9 protein-coding genes and 2 pseudogenes are annotated in these 19729 nt (G+C 71.1%); 10 read left to right on the top strand and 1 reads right to left on the bottom strand.

From position 1 onward, the window contains the following. Positions 1 to 123: 123 nt before the first annotated feature. The 10 genes and pseudogenes from ACFVHI_RS09400 to ACFVHI_RS09355 all read left to right on the top strand — a co-directional run. Positions 124 to 249: pseudogene (locus ACFVHI_RS09400) on the top strand (family 1 glycosylhydrolase); the annotation flags it as partial. A gap of 575 nt (positions 250 to 824) precedes the next feature. Next, the gene (locus ACFVHI_RS09395; RefSeq protein WP_380337301.1) at positions 825 to 1673 is read left to right on the top strand and encodes a hypothetical protein; all 849 of its coding nucleotides are present in this window, start codon (positions 825 to 827) and stop codon (positions 1671 to 1673) included. A gap of 66 nt (positions 1674 to 1739) precedes the next feature. Beyond that, on the top strand, positions 1740 to 2858 hold the full coding sequence (locus tag ACFVHI_RS09390) for a hypothetical protein (RefSeq protein WP_380337298.1): 1119 nt from the start codon (positions 1740 to 1742) through the stop codon (positions 2856 to 2858). Then, entirely contained in the window at positions 2855 to 4354 is a 1500-nt protein-coding gene (locus ACFVHI_RS09385; protein WP_380337295.1) for a hypothetical protein, read from the top strand. The genes ACFVHI_RS09390 and ACFVHI_RS09385 overlap by 4 nt, the downstream gene beginning before the upstream one ends. Continuing rightward, complete coding sequence (locus tag ACFVHI_RS09380; RefSeq protein ID WP_380337292.1) at positions 4351 to 5739, top strand: AAA family ATPase; 1389 nt, start codon at positions 4351 to 4353, stop codon at positions 5737 to 5739. The genes ACFVHI_RS09385 and ACFVHI_RS09380 overlap by 4 nt, the downstream gene beginning before the upstream one ends. A 75-nt stretch (positions 5740 to 5814) precedes the next feature. Then, a complete protein-coding gene (locus ACFVHI_RS09375) occupies positions 5815 to 7329 on the top strand; it encodes a TIGR02677 family protein (RefSeq protein ID WP_380337448.1) in 1515 nt (504 codons plus the stop codon). A gap of 19 nt (positions 7330 to 7348) precedes the next feature. Then, complete coding sequence (locus tag ACFVHI_RS09370; RefSeq protein ID WP_063350426.1) at positions 7349 to 8563, top strand: TIGR02678 family protein; 1215 nt, start codon at positions 7349 to 7351, stop codon at positions 8561 to 8563. A 16-nt stretch (positions 8564 to 8579) separates the two neighbouring features. Continuing rightward, entirely contained in the window at positions 8580 to 12665 is a 4086-nt protein-coding gene (locus ACFVHI_RS09365; protein WP_380337289.1) for a TIGR02680 family protein, read from the top strand. Beyond that, positions 12662 to 13888, top strand: a complete 1227-nt coding sequence (locus ACFVHI_RS09360; protein ID WP_380337286.1) for a TIGR02679 family protein — start codon at positions 12662 to 12664, stop codon at positions 13886 to 13888. The genes ACFVHI_RS09365 and ACFVHI_RS09360 overlap by 4 nt, the downstream gene beginning before the upstream one ends. A 20-nt stretch (positions 13889 to 13908) precedes the next feature. Continuing rightward, a pseudogene (locus ACFVHI_RS09355) lies at positions 13909 to 13986 on the top strand (family 1 glycosylhydrolase); the annotation flags it as partial. Positions 13987 to 14179: 193 nt separating this feature from the next. On the opposite strand, the gene ACFVHI_RS09350 reads toward ACFVHI_RS09355, so the two are convergent. Continuing rightward, positions 14180 to 19678, bottom strand: a complete 5499-nt coding sequence (locus tag ACFVHI_RS09350) for a DUF4011 domain-containing protein (protein ID WP_380337283.1) — start codon at positions 19676 to 19678, stop codon at positions 14180 to 14182. Positions 19679 to 19729 lie beyond the last annotated feature (51 nt).

The raw sequence follows: 19729 nt of genomic DNA, 5'->3' as shown, positions 1-19729 counted from the left end.
GATTTTCGCCGAGTCTTCGACCAATGGCTGCTGCGGCGCGAGGTCGGGTCGTACCGGCTTGTCGCAGGCTGCTGACCTGGCAGACCACCGCCATGGATAGAATGACAGCCTGTTCGATGGGCCGAGGGCTACCACCAGCGCTTCGGCCTCATCCACGTCGACTTCGACACCCAGCAGCGCACCCCGAAGGCCTCCTACACCTGGTACCGCAACCTGATCGCCGCCCACCGGGCGCGGCGCCAAAGGTAGTCGGTCGCCAGGGCCGGAAGAAGCGGTTCGGGCTGGCGGGTCCGTGGGGTCAGGGCGCTCGTCCGCCCTGACTCCACGGCCTACGGCGGCTCGGGTGTGGTCAACGGGCTGCGGCCGATGAGTGCGTTCATCGCATTGAGGGCCGCTCGCCTGCGCTGGGGCTTCCTCGACCATACGGCCGGGCAGACCACCCCGAAGAAGAACAGCAGGCCAACTGCCAAGCCCGGCGCGGCAGAGATGACGGCGATGGTCGTGTTGCCCAGGAGACCCGCCACCGTCGGGCCCGCGGTCGTAGCGGTCATGGCCGTCGGAGCCAGCCAGCGGGACGGGCGCCCGGGTGCGCTGCCGCCCGGCGGGTTCGCCGATGCAGTGGACGCGGGGCCACCGGTACCCCGTCCATGTGTGCCTTTGACCATGCTTCTCCTTCTGGCGGCGGTGGCACCACGCCTCGCCGCCATGGAGCGACCGGTGCCTGGCGACGATGATAGCGCACGGCTTTGGAAAAGCTTGGGTGAGTTCCTTGGGTGATCTTGGTTGTTCTTGGAAAATGATGGACCATGCACTAGCCTGGGAGCATGGCCGCATCAGTGGAGGAACTCGAACAGCGCCTCACGGCTCTGCGTGCCCGACTGAGGGAGTCGCGACGTGCCGGCGATTCGACCGCTGGCGCGCGGATCCGCAAGGAACTACGTGAGGTTGAAGCGAAGTGGGAAGCCGCACTGGACGCGGAGGAGTCCCTCCAGGGGTCGCCTGCCGTGACGCCGCCGGTGCGGGACGAGCAACGGCCGCCCAGTCTGCCCAGCCGTGGAGCCGTCCCGGTGCGCGAGCAGGTCTACCAGTCACTGACGATCCTCGGCGCGCCCGCCGCGCCGAAGCTCATCTCCTCGGTGTACGAGGCCTTCTTCTCCGAGTCGCTGGTCGCCACCAAGCTTGCCTCCCTGCGGCGTGATGAGGAGCGTTCCTTCACCGCGCAGGGCTACTCCCGCCCCTACTACATCTGCGCTGCGATCAACCACGACCGCCTCACCGCGGCCCGTGGCCTGCTCGCGGTCTCGGTCTGGTCGCTGGAGCAGCGCCTGATCACTCCGCTCAGCCCGCGTGCCGACTTCCTTCGGCACGCGATCGGGACGGCCGAGCAGATCCAGCGCCTCGACAACGCGGGCAATCCGCCGTCCGAGGCGGCATGGCGGCTGCTGCGCCGCTTCGCGCTCACGATTCCGGGTGCCTACAGCGAGGCCCTGCGGCCCGACCCGGAGCGGGTGCTCTCCGCCGCGCGAGCCGAGGCGGAGGTCCACCAGGGCGAGGGGAGCCGGGAGCGGATCGACGCCGCTCGCCGCGCACGCGAACAACTCAGCGACGTGCAGCAGCTTTTCGGTGCGAGGGAACTCCATGACGCCCTCCGCAGCGGGGGAGGGGTCCTGTAGTCGCGGGGTCCCGCATTCGCATCGGAACCTCAGGAGATCGGCGCCACCCCGGAACGAAGAGAGGCCATGCCTTCCCACTCATCCGAGCCGCCCGACCGGTTGGCTCAACTTCGCGGCGCGCGGCCGCCGTTGGCGTACACCGCCCGTAAGATCACTGCGCTGACGGCGAATCCGGCCTGTGCCCGGCGGTCCGTCCTGGACGCCTCAGGGGTCGACAAGACCGCTCTGGCCCGGCGGCTGGGCCATGAACCGCGCTTCGGCCAGTCGCCGTTCGCCATCGCACGGGAGGAGGCCTTCAAGGCCACCGTGCGCTGGGGCTCGTACGCCGAACTGATCCGGCTGTTGCGGGAGGACCTCGGCGTACCGGTCGACGAGGCCAAGCTCCAGGACCTCGGCGAGGTCGGGGGGATCACCTCGCTCGAAGTCCGGGAACGGGAGACCCGCGGTGTCATCGAGCGGATCGCCGCCGGTGACGAGGAGCGGTTGATCCTGCAGAACCCGGTGCTCACCGTGGAGGTGGCCGGCCGACTGGCCTACCTGGAACCCGATGCCCTGACCCACCGGATCGACGGCAGGTTTCACGTCGTGGCGATCAGGTCGTTCCCCGTGATCGACGGTCAGGCCGATCCGACCGCCGTCGCCCAGACCGCGAAGCAGGCCTCCGTTCATGTGCTGGCGTTGCGGCGCGCGTTCGCGGCCGCAGGGCTGGATGCGGAGCAGATCGCCGACACCTTCCTGCTGGTCTGCCCCAAGGACTTTTCCAACCGGCCATGCCTCAGCCGAATCGACCTGCGTCAGGAACTCGCCGCCCTCGACTTCCAGCTGAACCGGCTGCGGCGCGCCGAGGACCTGGCGCGCGGTCTTCCGGCGACGGCGACCCTCGACATCGACCGGGACCCGGCTGTGCTCCACGAGTCGGTGGAGCAGCTGCCCGCCTCCTACGTCCCCGACTGCCTCTCCTTCTGCGAGATGGCCCACCACTGCCGCGACGAGGCCGACGCCCACGGATACCCCGCCCGGCTGGGCAGCACCGTACGGAACGCCCTGGCGGGCATCGACTCCACCAGCACGGCCCTCGCCTACCTCGACAGCGGTCTGCCGCCCGGCGCGGAGAACGCCGAGACCGTCGAACTGCTCATCGCCGCCGACTGGCTCTTCCGGCTGCGCACCGAGGAGACCGCATGAGCATGCTTGCCACGGTCGCGACGCTCCGCGCGACCCAGACCGGTAGGGCCCAGCCCCTGGCCACGGTCCGGCACCACCACCTGGACGACCACCCGTTCGTCCTGGTGCCGCTGACCCTCGCCGGGGAGGCCTGTGCGCCGCTGGCCGCACTGGCGGGCACCGACCCGGACCACCCGACCCTGCTGACCGTCCGCCGGCCCAGGGACCGGGTCCAGCGGTTCCGGTTCGCGGAGGAGCTGGCGGCCCTTCTGCTTCCCTACTTCGAGGAGTGCTTGGCGGAGGCCGAGACCTACACCGTCGGCAAGGGCGAGAAGGCGGAGGAGCGCCAACAGGCGCGCCGCGCACCGCAACTGCTCGTCCCCAACGGTGAAGGCATCGCCTACCTCCGACGGCTCGGCCGGCTCACCCGGCTGCGCAGCACCGACGGACCGCACGCCGTTCATCCCGACGTGCCGAAGCTCGGCAAGTGGCTGACGTGGTTCGAGGGTCGGGCGGAGTTCCCGGGGTCGAGTGCCATGCTCGCCGTCAGCCGGGTGCTCACCGCGCACTGGGCGACCGGCCAGAGTTCCGCCGAGGACTCCCACCTGGCGGCCGTCGTCGCCTGGATCGATCCGCCCGACGGCCGTACGGGGGCGGAAGCCGCCCGGGAGACCGAGAACCCGCTGCTCTGGCCGCCTGCTGGACCTGCCACGGACGCCGGGTTCGACGCGCTCCTCGACGACCTCCTCACCCGCCACGCGGAAGCCGAGGGACGGGTGCGGGTGCGGTTCGGCGAGCGCATCGACCGCGCCCTGTGCGAGCAGTTGCGGCCGACGTGGGACCTGGTCTGGCGGGGTGTCGGCCTGGCGCGCGCCCTGCCCGAAGGGGGACACGTCGAGGAACGGTGGACCAGCGACCGTCGGCGGTTCTCCGACTACGCGGCCTACCTGGAGGAGCACGGCCACCCGCAGGGCAAGCGCGACCGCGCGGTGGGCGCGGCCCGGCGGCTGGGCCTGCTGGAGGACGACACGTCCCGCTACCAGACCCAGCGGGCCTACGACGACCCGCTGGTGATGGCGGAGTACGAGCTGAGCGGAGAAGCGTTCAGCGGCACCGTCGTCGCCCGGGACGAGGACCGGTTCGAGCCCGGTAAGAGGACCCCGCGCTGGCGTCCGACGATCACCGTGCGCAGCGAGCGCCCGGTACGGCTCACCGTCGGAACCAAGGTGAAGTCGCCCGGCCGCCTGAAGCAGCCGGCCGAGATCATCGACCTCACCCCGCACGAGGAGGTCCACCTGGTGACCCTCGAACTCTCCGGCGGCTTCGCGAACAAGCGCAGGCCGCCCGCACCGGAAGGCACCCTCGCCGAGACCGGCGAGACGGTGACCTACACAACGCTCGGCGTCGACTCGAGGCCGGCGAAACTGCCCGCCGAGGAGAACACCCCGTGGACCCACGGAGGCCCGCCGGTGCCCTACGAACCGACCGACGAGGACGCCGAGGAGGAGTGGGCGTGAACGACACCACGACGGTGGCGGCGGCGATCCCGGCCGCGCGCACCCCCGCCGACGAGGCGACGGGCCCGGGGGTCCGGGCCGACCGTGCGGTGGCCGGGATTCTGGCCGACCTCGACCGGCCCACCGGGCGGGGCGTGGTGGTGGACTCCCCGCCCGGCGCCGGCAAGTCCACCCTGGTGAAGCGCGCCGCCGGGCACCTCACCGGCGCCGGCAACCAGGTGATGATCGTCGCGCAGACCAACGAGCAGGTCGACGACCTGGTGGACAACATCGCGAGGGAGTACCCGGAACTTCCGGTGGGCCGCCTGCACGCGACGGGCTTCGCCCTGCCGGAGCGCGTGACCCGGCGCCCCAACGTCTCCGGCGACACCGGGATCGACGCCCTGCGTCACCTGCCGGTCGTGGTCTCGACGGCCGCCAAGTGGCGGCACGTGGACGCGGAGAAGTCCGGCACCTGGCGGTGGGCGATCATCGACGAGGCCTACCAGATGCGTTCGGACGCCCTGCTCGCGGCGGCGCCGCTGTTCGACGCGCCCGACTCCCAGGTGCTGTTCGTGGGGGACCCCGGCCAGCTCGACCCGTTCGCGACCGTGGACACCGACCGGTGGCAGGGCCTCAGCTGGGATCCGCTGCGCAACGCCGTCGACGTCACGCTCGCCCACGAACCCGACCTGCTCCGGCACCAACTGCCGATCTCCTGGCGGCTGCCCGAGATGGCCGCGCCCCTGGTGGCGGAGGCCTTCTACCCGTACTACCCCTTCGAGTCCGGCACCACGGCGAGCGACCGCGTGCTGACCTACGGGAGCCTGCCCCATCGGCCGGTGGCGGAGGACCCGGTGCTGGCCCGGGCCGCCGACTCCGGCTGGGGCTACCTCGAACTCCCGGGACGTCACACCCTCGACCACGACCCCCAGATGGCCGAGGCACTCGCCTCGACCGCGTCCCGGCTGCTCGAACGGGGCGCGCTGGTCAACGGTGAACCGTTGGTGCAGGCCCGGATCGCGATCGGCGCGGCGCGGACCGTCCAGGTGGACGCGGTGCGGGCAAGGCTGGCGGAACGGGGCCTCACCGAGATCACCGTGGACACCGCCAACCGGCTCCAGGGCCGGGAGTTCGACGTGACCCTGGTCTGGCACCCGCTCTCCGGCCGCCCGGACGCCTCCGCCTTCCACATGGAGACCGGCCGGCTGTGCGTCCTGCTCTCCCGGCACCGGTTCGCCTGCATCGTGGTGGCCCGCGCCGGCATCACCGACCTCCTCGACCGGCACCCCCGAAGCAGTCCGATCCACCTGGACGTCCCACCCAAGTTCCCGGATGGCTGGCGCGCCCACCAGGTGGTCATGACGCACCTGGAACGCGCTGAGCACCGGTCCGGGCCGCGTTGAGAAGCAGTGTGCGTCCACGTACTGTGACGCCCGACGGGGAGGAGGGGAGAGCCGTTGCGCAGGGTGCCGCCGGAGATGTTCCGGTTCACGACGGGGGAGAGGGCCGAACTCTACGGTGCGATCCTCCAGGCCTTCGGAGCGGCCAACGAGCGGTTGGAGACCGCGCTCGGGCTGGACGAGGTCCGCACCCGGCTGCGGACGGTGGGCTGGTTCGACGCGGTCCATGACGACGACCTCCAGGAGGCGCTGCGCAAGCTCAGGGAGTGGCAGCTGCTGGACGTCGTCCAGAACCACGCGGAGAACTACCGCACCGCCGAGGAGTACGAGCGCCGCAACCTCCAGTACTCGCTGACCCGGCGTGGTGAGGCCGCGTTCGCCGGGGTCGAGCACGCCCTGTCGGTGCTCGCCTCGACGGGGGCGCTCCAGACGGCGGTGCTGGAGGCGATCACGGACCGGCTCGACGAGCTGTACGTCCTGCTGGGCGACTCCACATCCTCGGACCGTCGGGTCTTCACCACGCTGCAGGAGCTGGAGGGCCACCTGGAGGCGCTGCTGGCCAACACCAAGGCGTTCAACGGCGAGTTGCAGCGCCTGCTGCGCGCCGATGGAGTGGACCTGGCGACCTTCCGCGAGGTGAAGGCCGCGACGGTGGCCTATCTCCAGGAGTTCCTCGTCAACCTCGACCAGCGGGGCCAGGCGGTCGCCACCGCCGTCGAGCGCGTCGAGCGGTGCGGAGTGAGCCTGCTGCACGCGCGGGCGCTGCGGGGTGCCGAGCTGCCGCCGGTCGCCGACGGCGATCCCGCGCCGGCTTGGCTGGAGCGGCGCCGGGCGCGCTGGGAGGGGCTCCGGTCCTGGTTCCGGCCGGCCGACGGGGCGCGGCCCCGCGTGGAGCAACTGCACGACGTGGCGCGGCGGGCGATCGTGACGCTCCTCCAGGTTCTCGACCGGATCACCGAGTCACGGCGCCGCTCCACCAGTGCCGTCCAGGACTTCCGGGAGCTGGCCCGCTGGTTCGCCGCCGCGCCCGGCGAGGACGACCTGCACCGCCTGTGGTCGGCCGCCTTCGGCCTCGGCCCGGCCCGGCACGCCCATCTCGCGCACCCCGATCCGGAGTCGGTGCCGTCGTCGGGCAGCTGGGCCGATACCCCGCCGGTGGAGGTCTCGGCGCTGCTGCGCACCAGCGGCCGCACCGAGCGGTTCACCCGCACCGGGAAGGTGCGCGACATCGGAGGCATCAAGGCGGCCCGGGCCGAGCGGGCCCGGAAGGAGCGGGCCGAACTCGAAGCGGCCTGGGACGTCCTGGGAACCGACGGCCCGGTGCGGCTCTCCGACCTCCGCGTGCTGGACCACACCGTCTTCGAGCGGCTGCTCGACCTCCTCGGCCGGGCGCTGGCCGTACGACCGGACGCCGGCGGGGCACGTCGGGCGGTCACCTCGGACGGCCGCGTGGAGATCGTGCTCCGGCCTTCTCCCGAGGGCGGACGGGCCGTCCTGCGGACCTCCCACGGCCGGTTCGAAGGGCCCGACTACCTGGTGGAGATCCGGAGCCCGAGCGCACTGCGGGCGGTCATCCGGGAGGACAGCGCATGAACACCACCAGGAGCGGCACATGAGCACTCTCGCCAACCAGCTGGTCCTGGCCGAGCGGCAGGACATAGCCCGAGGAATCAGACTGCTCCTCGGCCTGCCGCTGATCACCGAGCGCGGTGACCCGCCCGCCTTCGAGCTGATCCGCCGCCGTCAGGACCCGCTGACGAAGTGGTTCGACTACAACTGCGGCTGGCAGCTGGTGGTGGAGCCGCGTCTGGGGTACGCGCGCCTGCTCAAGATCCGGGAGGTGCCCGACGCCTCGCGCCCCGCCCGTCGGCTGCGGTCCGGCAAGGCCCCGTTCGACCGCCGCCGTTACACGCTGCTGTGCGTCGTCGCGGCCGAGCTGCTTCCGGTGCCGGTCACGACGGTCGGCCTGCTCGCCGACCGGGTCGTCCACGCCTGTGCCACCGACGAGGCACTGCCGCCCTTCGACACGGCGAGCAAGTCCGAGCGCATGGCGTTCGTGGACGTGCTCAAGCTGTTGGAGGCCTACGGCGCGCTCCTCACCGTGGACGGCGTCACGGAGAGCTTCGTCGACTCGGCGAAGGCCAAGGTCCTCTACCGAGTGGACGCCACCGTCCTGATGCGCCTGCTCGCCGCGCCCGTCGGCCCGTCCCGGCTGGCCGTTCCGGCGCAGGACGTGCCGCTGCGCTTCGAGGAACTCCTGCGGGGCACGGTGCGCGAGAGCCGGTACGGCGGGGCCGACGCCTCCGACGCGCAGCGCAACCTCCGGCTCCGGCACTCGGTGCTCCGGCGGCTCCTCGACGATCCCGTCCTGCACCACGACGAACTCGGCGCCGACGAACTGGCCTACCTGGCCTCGCCGACGGGGCGCCAGATTGTCAAGCGCGCCGCCGAGCAGGGTGGCTTCGTGCTGGAGGAACGGGCCGACGGCCTGCTGTTCGTGGACCCGGAGGCCATCGCCACCGACAGCCGTTTCCCGGACGACTCCGCGACAGCCCGCGTCGCCGCCCTGCTCCTGCTGGAACCGCTGACGGCCGCCCCGGACGGGCTGACACCGGAACAGCTCGAGGCCGAGGCGAACACGCTGCTGCGGCGCTTCCCGCGGTGGGCGAAGGGCTACCAGTCCGAGGACGGTGCCCAGCGGCTCACGGCCGATGCCCTTCGTGTCCTCGACGACTTCGGCCTGGCCCGCCGGATCGGCGACCGCACCGTTCCCCGGCCCGCGGCGTTCCGGTACCGCACCACCGTGACCGACGGTCCCGCAACCTGACCAGGGAAGACCTCCGATGACCGTGACACAGCCACCGCAGAGCCCCGTGCCCCCGGCGACGGCCGCAGCCGTGCGATGGCGGCCCGCCAGGGCCGGCATCCTCAACGTCTGGCGCTACTACGACGAGACCTTCACCTTCCACAAGGGCCGGCTGCTCCTGCGGGGGCAGAACGGCACCGGCAAGTCGAAGGCACTGGAGGTGCTCCTGCCGTTCCTGTTCGACGCGAGCCTGCGACCCAACCGGCTGTCCACCTTCGGCGGTTCCGAGCGCACCATGCACTGGAACCTGATGGGGGAGGGCGCCACGGGCAAGACCCGCGTCGGGTACGTGTGGCTGGAGTTCGTCCGCGGTGACGGCGATCCCGGGTGGTTCACCTGCGGCGCCAGGCTCCAGGCCAGTACGCACACCACCGGTGTCACCGTCGACTACTTCACCACCGGCGCGCGGGTCGACCGCCCCGGAGGTCTCTCCCTGGTCAACGACGCGGGCCAGCCGCTCACTCGCGCCGCCCTGGCCGATGCCCTGCACGGCCAAGGCGAGTTGCACGGGTCACCCACCGACTACCGCAACACGGTCCGCAGCACGCTCTTCCCGGGGCTGAGCGAGCAGCGCTTCGACGCCCTGATCACCGCGCTGCTCCAGCTCCGCACCCCCAAGCTCTCGGAGCGCCTGGATCCGTCGCTGCTGTCCTCCCTGCTCTCGCGGGCGCTGCCCCCGCTCGGCCAGGGCGAGATCACCGAACTGGCCGAGGGTTTCGAGCGCCTCGACCGCCAGCGCGAGCACCTGAAGACACTGGACGACGAGGTGGCCGCGGCCACCGCCGTCGCGAACCAGCAACGCGGCTACGCCCAGCGCGTCCTGCGTGCCGGAGCGGCCGGTCTCATCTCCGCGACGACCGAGATGGACAACCTCGCCCGCATCGCGAGGGAAAGCGGGGAGGCACACGCGGGAGCCGTGCGTGAGCGCGACGAGAGCAACCGGACGCAACAGGAACTCGAACACGGGCGGCAGGAGATCGAGGGCGCCATCGAGGGGCTGCTCGACTCCGAGGTCTACCGGCAGGGGCAGGAGCTCGACCAGCTCCGTCGTAGGAGCGAGCAGGCCGACCAGACCGCCGCCCGGGCCCGTACCGCCGCCGACCGGAAGGTTCGGGCGGCCGACGAGGACGCGGGGCGTGCCGACGATGCGCGGCTGCGTTCCGAACAGCGGGCCGAACACACCCGGGCCGCTCGCGAGGAGGCACGCGGCGCGGCGCGGCGAGCAGCCATGGAGTCCGTCTGCGCCGAGGTGCAGACGGTGCTCGGCACCGCACCGGGTCCGTCGGGAGAGAACGAGGAGCAGGGGCGTACGGCGCGCCGTCTGCTGCGCGGTGCGGTCGTCTCGCGGCACCACCAGATCGCCGACGTCCGAGCCGCCGTCGAGCGCCACGAGCGGTCCCTCGCGGGCCGGACGACGGCGGAGCAGCACCTCGATTCGGCGCGCGAACGACTGACCGGGGCGACCGCGAAGCGCGAGGGGAACGCCCGCGCCTACCAGGCCGCCGTCGACGCCCACGCCGTCCTGTTGCGTCGTTGGGCGAGGGAGGACTGCGTGGAACTCTCGATCGACGACGCCGAGGAACTCGCGTCCCGTGCCGCCGTCGAGACTGATGTCCTCGTGTTGGTCGAGGCCGCGGCCCGGGCGGCGGAGAGCTCCATCACCGCCGACGAGACGACCGCCCGCGCCGGCCGGGACGACGCCTGCGCCGGGCGTGACCGGGTCCTCCGGGAACTGGAACGCATCGCGGCCGCGGCCGATCTCCCGCCGGTGCCACCACGGACTCGCACGGCCGACCGGTCGGTCCTGCCTGGGGCCCCACTGTGGCGTCTGCTGGCCTTCCGGCCGGACGTTCCGCCCGCCGATCAGGTCGGCGTCGAAGCGGCCCTCGAGGCGGCCGGCCTGCTCGACGCCTGGATGACCCCCGACGGCGGTCTCGTCGTCGCAGGGCACGACGTCCTGGCCGATCCGGCAGCGGCCACGCCCGCACCGGGCCCCTCGCTGCTCGACGTCCTGGCTCCGGAACCCGACGGCCCGGTGTCGCCCGCCCGGGTGCGGCGGCTGCTTGCCGGTATCGCCTACGGCCCCGCACTGACGACGGACCACCCGGCCGTCGTGGGCGCCGACGGAAGCTGGCGGCTGGCGATGGCGGTCGGCTCCTGGGCCAAGGAGGAGTCCAGCCACATCGGCGCCGCGGCCCGGGAACGCGCCAGGCAGCGGCGGATCGCGGAACTCACCACCGAACTGGCTGAGGCCGACACCGCCGTCGTCGGCTACGAGACGCGGCTGCACGCCCTCGCCGACCGCCGGACGCGCCTCGAAGCCGACCTCCGCTCCCGGCCGCACCACCGGGACGTGGAGGAGGCCAAGGGCGTCTGGGACCGGGCCGAGTCCGAGGTGGGCGCTCGGGAGGACGCCGTGCGGGAGGCCGTCGAACAGCTCGCGCGGCAGGAGAAGGCGGTCGCGGAAGCGCTGCGCGTTCTCGCCGTCGCCTCCGCCGAGCATGCCCTGCCGACCGAACGCGCCGCCCTGGACAAGACCGCTGCGGCCGTCGAAGCGCTGCGCGAACAGGCCGACGTCTGGCTCGACGCCCATCTCGCCTGGACAGCCGCCGACCACGCCTGGCACTCCGCGCGCGGCCATGCCGAGGCATCGAGGGGGGCTGCGACCGAGGGCCTGGCGGAGGCCGAGACTGCCGAGGCCGCCGTCCGTGGGCTCCGCTCCACGCTCCGGGCGGTCGAGAGCACCGTCGGTGAGGACTACCGCGAAGTGGCCGCCCGCATCAGTGACTTCCGGAAGTCCCTCGACCGCGTTCGCCGCGACCTAGAATCCGGCACCCAGGCACTTCTCACGCTCGAAGGCCGCATCGGCGCGCTCGGCGCCACCGCGGCCCAGGACGAGGCCCTGCACGACAGGGCCGTCGAGGCCCGAAACGAGGCCGCCCATGGCTTCCGGCGCCTGTGCGTCCTCGGATTCCCCGAGGACGCGGGCCTCGGGCTCGTCCTCACCTCCGCGGACGGCACCCGTGCCACCCTCGAAGCGGCGCGCGAGACCGCTGCCGCGTGGCCCAACCTGCCGCACAACGCCAGGAACCTCGGTGACTCCCTGAACCGTCTCTCCGAGGCCGTCCACCGAGCCCGCCAGAGCCTCAGCAGCCGCGCCGACCTCGAGCTCGAAGCGGAGGAGGACGTCCAGGTCCTCACCGCCACCGTCGACGGCATCCGGGTCGGCGCGACCGGCCTCCTCGCCATCCTCACCGGTGAGCGTGACCGCGGTCAGGACGACATCACCGCAGCCGAACGCGGCCTCTTCGACCGGACCCTCACCGGCGACACGCGCCGCCACCTCGCCTCCCGGATCCGTCAGGCCGGTGAACTCGTCGAGCGGATGAACGGTCACCTCGAAGGGATCCGCACTGCCTCACGGGTGGCCGTCCGTCTGGTGTGGCAGATCCACCCCGACCTGCCCGCCGGTACCCGGACGGCCCGTGAGCTGCTGCTCAAGGACCCGGCGCGGATCACCGAAGCCGACCGTGAGGCCCTCCACGCCTTCTTCCGGGGCCGTATCGAGGAAGCGAAGACCCGCAACACGGCGGCGACCTGGGAGGAGCAGCTCGCCGAGGTCCTCGACTACACGGCCTGGCACCAGTTCGTCGTCAAACTGGACCGCGCCAACGGCTCCGGGTGGCAGCTGCTCACCAAGAAGCTCCACGGCGCGCTCTCGGGCGGTGAGAAGGCCATCGCCCTCCACCTGCCGCTGTTCGCCGCCGTGGCCGCCCATTACGAGGCGGTGCCGGAGTCTCCGCGGCTGATCCTGCTCGACGAGGTCTTCGTCGGCGTCGACACCGTCAACCGCGGGCAGGTCTTCGGCCTCCTCGCGGCACTCGACCTCGACCTGGTGCTCACCTCGGACCACGAATGGTGCACCTACCGGGAGCTCTCCGGCATCGCCGTCCACCAGTTGATCACCGGAGGTGACGGCGACGACGCCGTCACCAGTGCCCGTTTCACCTGGACGGGCACCGACCTGTTGCCCGACGAAGCCGACACGGAAGAACAGGCATGACGGACCGCCACCCCCTCGACCTCCCCGAGCTCCGACCCCTGTGGTCGGCCGTTCACGGCCGTCTCTCGACCGGTCGCCCCGTCAGCCGGGTACGGTCCGGACCACTCGACGAGGCGGGCCGGGAGGCACTGGCCGACCTCCTCGGACTCGACCGGCTCCCCGGCGCCGAACCGACGATCCCTCTCGCCGGGCTCGACAGTGCCGTGCTGGACGCCTGCGGCCGACCCGTCCGGGACGTGGTGACCGCGATCCTCGGCCCGATCCACGACCGGGCCGCCGAGCGCCACCACAGGACCGGCCAACGCGAGGCCCTGTGGGCGTGGTTGGCCGGCCACGAGGTGGTCACCGTCCAGCCGGCCCTGCTGGACTGGGTCGGCCACCTGCGGGCCGGCGGCCTCGTCGACGGCTCACCCGAGCGGACCCGGGGCCTCATCGCCGCGGCGCTGACCGTCCTCGCCGCGTTCCCGGCCGGTGGTGAGCCACTACCGGTCCTCGCCGCGCGCCTCCTCGACGGCGACTCCCACGCCCTGGACGACGGGACCCGGCTCTCCTCCCTGGTCCTGCGGGCACTGGCGGTGCTGTACGGCACTGACATGCCCGAAACGGCCGAAGGGCGGCGCGCACTGTGGAGTCGAGCCGGCGTGGCCGACGACGAGCTGTCGGCCACCGTGCTCGCCGTCGGTCTCCGCCCCGGGGGAGAGGGCCCGGTGGCCGAGATCTCCCGGATCTGCGCCGGAGCGGGCCACCCCGTCAGCCTCACCCTCGCCCAACTGCGCTCACCCGGCGAATTCACCGGTCCCACCGGACCCGTGCACATCACCGAGAACCCCAGCGTGCTCGCCCTGAGCCTGCGCCGCTTCGGCCCCCACTGCCCGCCGCTGGTCTGCACCTCGGGCTGGCCCAACACCGCCGTGATCCACCTGCTGCGCCGACGCGCCGACGACGGCGCGTCCCTGCGCTACCACGGCGACTTCGACGGCGAGGGCATCCGCATCGCGGCGCACGTCCTCGCCAAGACCGGAGCCGTCCCCTGGCGGATGGCAGCCGACGACTACCGGGCCGCGGTGTCGCGGGTTCCCCTGGGCCCCGATCCGGGTCGCCTCACGCCCGCTCCATGGGACCGGACGCTCGTCGACTCCATGGCCGAACTGCGCACCGCAGTGGTCGAAGAGGTGGTCGCCGACCTTCTCCTCGACGATTTGGCAGACCACCGACACGGATAGAATGACAGCCCGTCCGACGGGCCGAGGGGTTCAATCAGCGCTTCGGCCTCGTCCACGTCGACTTCGCCACCCAGAAGCGCACCCCGAGGGCCTCGTAGGCGTGGTATCAAGATCTGATCGCTGCCCACCGGGCCCCATCGTCCAAGGTAGTTGCCCTCCAGCGGGTGCGGGATGTACGGCTGTCTGGCAGCGGTCGAGTGGCGACCTGGATGGTGCGCCTGTAGCAGCTGCTCACGCCACGTACGGATTGAGTATCGAGCGGGCGGTGACAAGCCACCGCCCGCTCAGAACTCAATCGCGAATGCTGCGGATGTGGACGGCGATCCGTCGTCCGTTCTCGTCGCAAGTGACAGTGATTCCGGCTGGGCTGCCGGTGAGTGCCTTACCCAAGGCTGTGAAGGGGCTCAGTTGGGTGGTCCCTTCGTCGAAGGGCCTTCCAGAGGTGATCTCGTACTCCTGCTCCTCGCCCTCGCCGTCGAAAAACAGGGTCACCACGCGGCCGGGACTGACGACGTCAGCCGGTGCGGTGCGGTCGCCGGTGAGGTAGTCCTTGAGGACGGTCGCACGGGCTTCCAGGTCGGCTTGCTGGTCCCGCTCGCGTCGGAGCTGATCTGCTCGTGTACGCGGCCCGGCCCGGTGGTCGGACGAGGCCTGTTGCTCCAGCCTCGTACGGATCTGCCCCAGCTCGTGGTCGATGCGCTGCCCCACACGCCCTGACAGCAACTCCTGTCGGGCCGTAACCCGCGAGCCGGGGGCAGGAACCTCGGGTGCGGGTGCCAGGCCCGCGACTGTGGGCGGTGGTACGGAGCCGGTCCGGTCCGAGGTCTGTTGGCCGGGGATGCGGAACGCCTCATGCAGTTGCTCCGGAGGGCCGACCTCGTGTTCGACGGCATCCTTGAGCCGGGCCTCGGCGCCTGCCCGGTTGCGGTACCAGTCCGTACCCCAGATCCGGTGCAGCTTCCATCCCAGGCCGGAGAGCACGGACTCGCGGAGGCGGTCCCGGTCCCGTGCCACCTTCGACGAGTGGTACATCGCACCGTCGCACTCGATGCCGAGTGCGTACCGCCCCGGCCGTCGGGGGTCGCGGATGCCCAGGTCGATCCGGTAGCCGGCTACGCCGACCTGGGGCCGCACGGTGTAGCCCCAGCTTCGCAGTGCCTCCAGGACCGACTCCTCGAACGGGCTCTCAGGAGGTGCTTCCTCCCCCTCCAGTTCTTGGGCCAGCACGGACGGGCCGTGCTTGGCGTACTTCAGGTAGCGGGAGAAGTAGCGGAAGCTCTCGCCTCCGGTTTCGCCGATCTCGTCGGGGTCGAAGGAGGCGACGACCTCGAATCGGTACCGTGCTCGGGTCACGGCGACATTCAGACGACGCCAGCCGCCGGCCCGGTTCATCGGGCCGAAGTTGCGGGAGACCTTGCCGCCGGGCTGCTGCGGGCCGTAACCGACCGACATGATGATGACGTCGCGTTCGTCGCCCTGGACGGTCTCCAGGTTCTTGATGAAGAAACCGTCCAGACGGTCCTCTGAGAAGTGCTCGTCCAGGTCGGGGCGGCCGTGCCGGGCGTCGTCGACGGCCTCGCGGATGGCGTCCGCCTGGGCCTGGGAGAGGGCGACCACGCCGAGCGAGCGGTCGGAACGGGTGTCGAAGTGGTGGATCACCCGGCGGGCCACCTCCCTGGCCTCCAACGGGTTGTTACGAGCACTGGCTCCGGGCTGGTAGCAGCCGTCCGTCGCTCTCAGGAAGGCCACACCGACATCGGGGCCGTCGGCCAGCGCGCCCGGGAAGGTGGTCATCGACTTGTCGTAGAACTCGTGGTTACTGAAGGCGATCAGGTGCTCGTGGCGGCTGCGGTAGTGCCAGCGCAGTGAGAGGTTCTTGAGCATCCCGCTGCCCTTGGCCAGCGTGAGCAGGGACTCGTAGCTGGTCGGCTTGTCCTCGGCCTCGCCTGGGACTGCGTCGTCCTCCTCTTCGTCCTCGCCTGCGGAGAAGAATGCGGTCGGCGGTAGCTGCTTCTCGTCGCCGGCGACGATCAGCGAACGGCCGCGGTAGATGCAGTTGACGGCATCCTGCGGCAGGACCTGGGACGCCTCGTCGAAGATGACCACGTCGAACATGAAGTCCGGCGGGAGCAGCCTGCTGACCATCAACGGGCTCATCATGAAGCAGGGTTTGACGAGCCGTACGGCTCTGTCAGCCTCGCTGAGCAGCGTACGTACCGGCTTGTGACGGGTCTTCCTGCGGCCCTCGGTGTTCAGCAGTCTGGTGCCCGCGTCCTGCAGGACGCCAGGCCGACGGGCGTCGCAGGCTCGTGCCACCCGGATTTGTGCGTGTTCGAGCAGGAGCCGGTCGACCCTTCGGAACTCCGTCACCCGGTCGTCACGGTCCTGGGACCGGGTCCAGAGCAGTCGGCCGTCGTTCTCGATGACGCGGTCCGCCCATGAGCGGAGGGCCGCCTTCTCGACGACGGCGCGGAAGTCGTCCCGTCCCACGCCCGCCTTGACGGCGCGCATCACGAGGTCGCCGAGGCGTCGAGCATCGAGCACGCGCCGACCGCGCAGATACGCTGCCCACTCGTCCGGTCCACCACGGTCACCGTCCAACTGGGCGAGCAGGGTCTCGGCCGACGCGAGGTCCCGCGTCAGGGCGAGTCGCAACTGCTGCTCCCGCTCGGCGATGAACAACCCGGTCAGCTGGGTGCTCGCGCGGGACCAACCGGCCACGGCGTCCTCCAGCTCGGCATCCCGCCTGGCGGCGTGGAGCGGCTTCGTGCTTTCGACCGGGAAGACCTGGCTGGTGACGAGGCCACAGGCCGTTCGCAGCTCGGCGACCCAGGCGACGGCTGCGCGGAGGGCCGACGGATCGGTTGCGCGTCCATGGTAGAGGTCCTCAAGGAGCTGCAGGTCCTGTGCGGCAGGAGCCTCGAATTGCTCGTTCGCCGCGACGGCGGCGGACACCCGCTTCAGGGCATCCAGTGCGCCGCGCAGGGTCCAGTCGGTGCGGCCCGACACCGAGCCTACGGTCCGCAGGACGTCCATCGCCGTTTGGAGCAGCGGCAGTTGGTCCCGACTCCACTGGGCGGCCGAGGTGATCGGCTCGTCCTCCAGCGTGTAGGGAGCGCCGACGGCCGGCGGGGGGACCAATGAGTCCCGCCACCGGGTGAGGACCTCCGCGGCCTGCGACGCGGCGGTCCGCGCGGCCGCACGAGGACTTCCGCCGTGCGCGAGTTCTCCTCGTAGGGCCTCCGGGTGCGTCACCTGCGGAGCGAGATCCAGGATCTCCTGGGCGCGGCCGAGCAGGTCTGCGGCGGCGTCGAAGTCGGTGTCCTCGCCCTTCCAGAGGTGTGCCAGCGCGGGGCTCTCCAGTCGGGCTTCCTGCGAGAGTGCCCTGTGGGCCCTCTGCCATTCGACCGCGCCGGGCAGCGCGGCGATGACGTTCTTGGTGCACTTGCCCTGACCGGGAAGGAGTGTGCGGACGAGTCGACGGTCGGTCCGGCGAGCAGCTGAGAACCGGCCGGCGAAGGTCTGGTGAACGGTGGCGAAGCGTTGTGCGACCTCCGCCAACGACGCCTCCTCCAGCACATGGTCGGTGAAGACCTGCTGGGCCTTGCCCCGTGCCGCTCGCAGGCTGCCGATCGCCTCGGACAACCGGGACAGGGCCGTCCGGGCAGCGCTGAGCCCCTCCGGGGTCAGCCAGCAGGCCGGCGGCTTCTGCGTGGGCGGGGCAGCCGAGAATTCGGCCAGCCGAGCCAGTCGGAGGGCGTCCTCGCAGGTGACCGGCTCCGGGACGCCGTACATCCTGGCCGCACCGGTGGAGAGCTGGCAGGCTTGGTCCAGCGCGTCGGCGTCGGTCGCCAGTTGATCGATCAGTGCTTTCGCCTGATCGGCTGTGAGAACCAGCAGATCGAGGGTGGAGGATGGGAGGTTCGAGGGCGCGGACCACTCGGTCGCCTCGGCACGAGAACCGGTCGATGCGAGATCCATCCAGTTGGCGCCGAGCGCGACCATCGCTCGTTCCTCCGCCTCAACGGCGTGGGTGTACCGCCCGATGAACGACTCGACCGTGGAGCTGAGGTGAGGGAATTCCAGTCCGAGCCAGGCGATGGGAAGCAAGGGACGCTTCTCGCCGATGCGCAGTGCCGCGACCAGACAGGCCGCGTCGTGCAGGCCCTCCCACCCCATGGCGTCGAGCAGGGCTGCGTGCGGGGCGAGAGTGCGGCGGATGCCGTCGATCTCCTCCAATGCCCGGTCCAGGGCCTCCAGTTCGCCACGAACGCCGGTCAGATCACGCCAGACGAAGGCCTCGCCCTCGACAGCGGGACGCCAGGACCGGGCGATCCAGCCGGCGGCCTCGGTGATCTGGTGCAGAACCTCCTCCGACAGCCCGCCCGCGTCGAAGGACGGCTCCGGACGCAGCGGATGGATGTTCTCCAGCAGGGCGATGCGGCCGAGAACCGTGTGGAGGGACGCACCGAGGCCGGTGCGGCGCTCGTTCATCGCCGCGGCGTAGCCGGAGAGTTCTTCGCGGAGGTCCTTCGCCGCGGAGCGTTCGCCGCTTCTGGGGCCGGGGAACGAGCGCGGAGGGGCTTCGAGTGCCCTGCCGAGTTCCTGGGCGACCTGCTTCCGACCCATGGTGTTGCTGTGCAGGGCCAGCACGTAGTCGCCGAGACCCACGTCCTTGAGCCGATTGCGTACGACGTCGAGAGCTGCCGCCTTCTCGCTGACGAAGAGGACGGTTCGCCCCTGGTCGAGGAGCCCGGCGATGATGTTGGTGATCGTCTGGCTCTTGCCGGTGCCGGGCGGCCCGTCCATCACGAAGCTCCGGCCTTCGACCGCAGCGGCCACACACTGGCGCTGCGACGAATCGGAGTCCAGGATGAGGGGAGTCTGCTCGGGAGGCTGGAGCTGGTCGATCCGGTCGAGTGGAACCGGGTCGAAGTCGAAGGTGGCGGCGGGAAGGTTCGAGCTTCCACCCAGGCCGATCGCACGAACCAAGTGGCTCTTCAGGATGCGGGCCCGGTTGTCCTTGAGGTCGCGGTACATGGCCTCCTTGCTGGAGTTGAAGGCGTCGAGCACGACCCGGTCATGGACCGACCACCCCTCGCGCTTCGAGGCCTTCCGGCGAGCCTGCTCCAGCAGCTCCGGAACATCGGGGAGGTCGACCTGTTCCGGGCTCGGCCAGTCGAGTCCGACTTCCTCCATCTTGATTGCCAGGGCCGGGTTGAACGCCACTTCCTCGTCGCCGTTGATTTCCAGCAGGTAGGAGTCGCCCTTCCACCGGCGGAGCGTGACGGGAACCAGCACCAGCGGTGAGGCGACGCTGTCCGCTGACGGTGCCGGCCGCCACTCGAGGAAGCCGACGCCCAGGTGGAGCACCCAGAGGCCGTAGTCGTTGAACTTCTCCTTCGCGACGGTCACCAGCCGTCGCAGATGGCGATCTTGCTCGGCCTGCGTCGTCTTCGACGTGACGAGTTCCAGTCGCTGGACGGGGCGCCTGGCACCGACCCGGGAGGCCGGGGTGTCGATCGGCCGGCTCCCGGCCAGAGTTGCCGCTTGTCGTACTGGTTTGTCGAGCGGTACGGGCAGGCCCGACTGTGCCGCCCCGGAGTCAGGCTCGGGATCGTTGACCGGCGCGAAGATGCATCCGTCGGGCAGCCGGTCGAGGATGGCGGACATTCCCGGAGCGGTGATGTCCATACCAGCCTGGCTCTTGGTGCGACGGTAACTCACCAGCCGGTTGCGGAAGCCGAGATCGATGAGGGCCTTCTGCCAGTGGTCGAGCAGTCCTTCCAACGGGTCGGTGCCACTCCGACTTCCGGGGCGTCGGTGTTCCAAGCCGGACAA

It is taken from the genome of Kitasatospora sp. NPDC127121 (assembly GCF_042677305.1).
Classification (GTDB): domain Bacteria; phylum Actinomycetota; class Actinomycetes; order Streptomycetales; family Streptomycetaceae; genus Kitasatospora.
Note: the sequence above shows the minus strand (reverse complement) of the source record. Positions and strands in the feature narration are given on the sequence as shown.

Coding starts and splice junctions, on each gene's coding strand:
- ACFVHI_RS09395 (WP_380337301.1), top strand. CDS start 825: ATGGCCGCATCAGTGGAGGAACTCGAACAGCGCCTCACGGCTCTGCGT.
- ACFVHI_RS09390 (WP_380337298.1), top strand. CDS start 1,740: ATGCCTTCCCACTCATCCGAGCCGCCCGACCGGTTGGCTCAACTTCGC.
- ACFVHI_RS09385 (WP_380337295.1), top strand. CDS start 2,855: ATGAGCATGCTTGCCACGGTCGCGACGCTCCGCGCGACCCAGACCGGT.
- ACFVHI_RS09375 (WP_380337448.1), top strand. CDS start 5,815: ATGTTCCGGTTCACGACGGGGGAGAGGGCCGAACTCTACGGTGCGATC.
- ACFVHI_RS09370 (WP_063350426.1), top strand. CDS start 7,349: ATGAGCACTCTCGCCAACCAGCTGGTCCTGGCCGAGCGGCAGGACATA.
- ACFVHI_RS09365 (WP_380337289.1), top strand. CDS start 8,580: ATGACCGTGACACAGCCACCGCAGAGCCCCGTGCCCCCGGCGACGGCC.
- ACFVHI_RS09360 (WP_380337286.1), top strand. CDS start 12,662: ATGACGGACCGCCACCCCCTCGACCTCCCCGAGCTCCGACCCCTGTGG.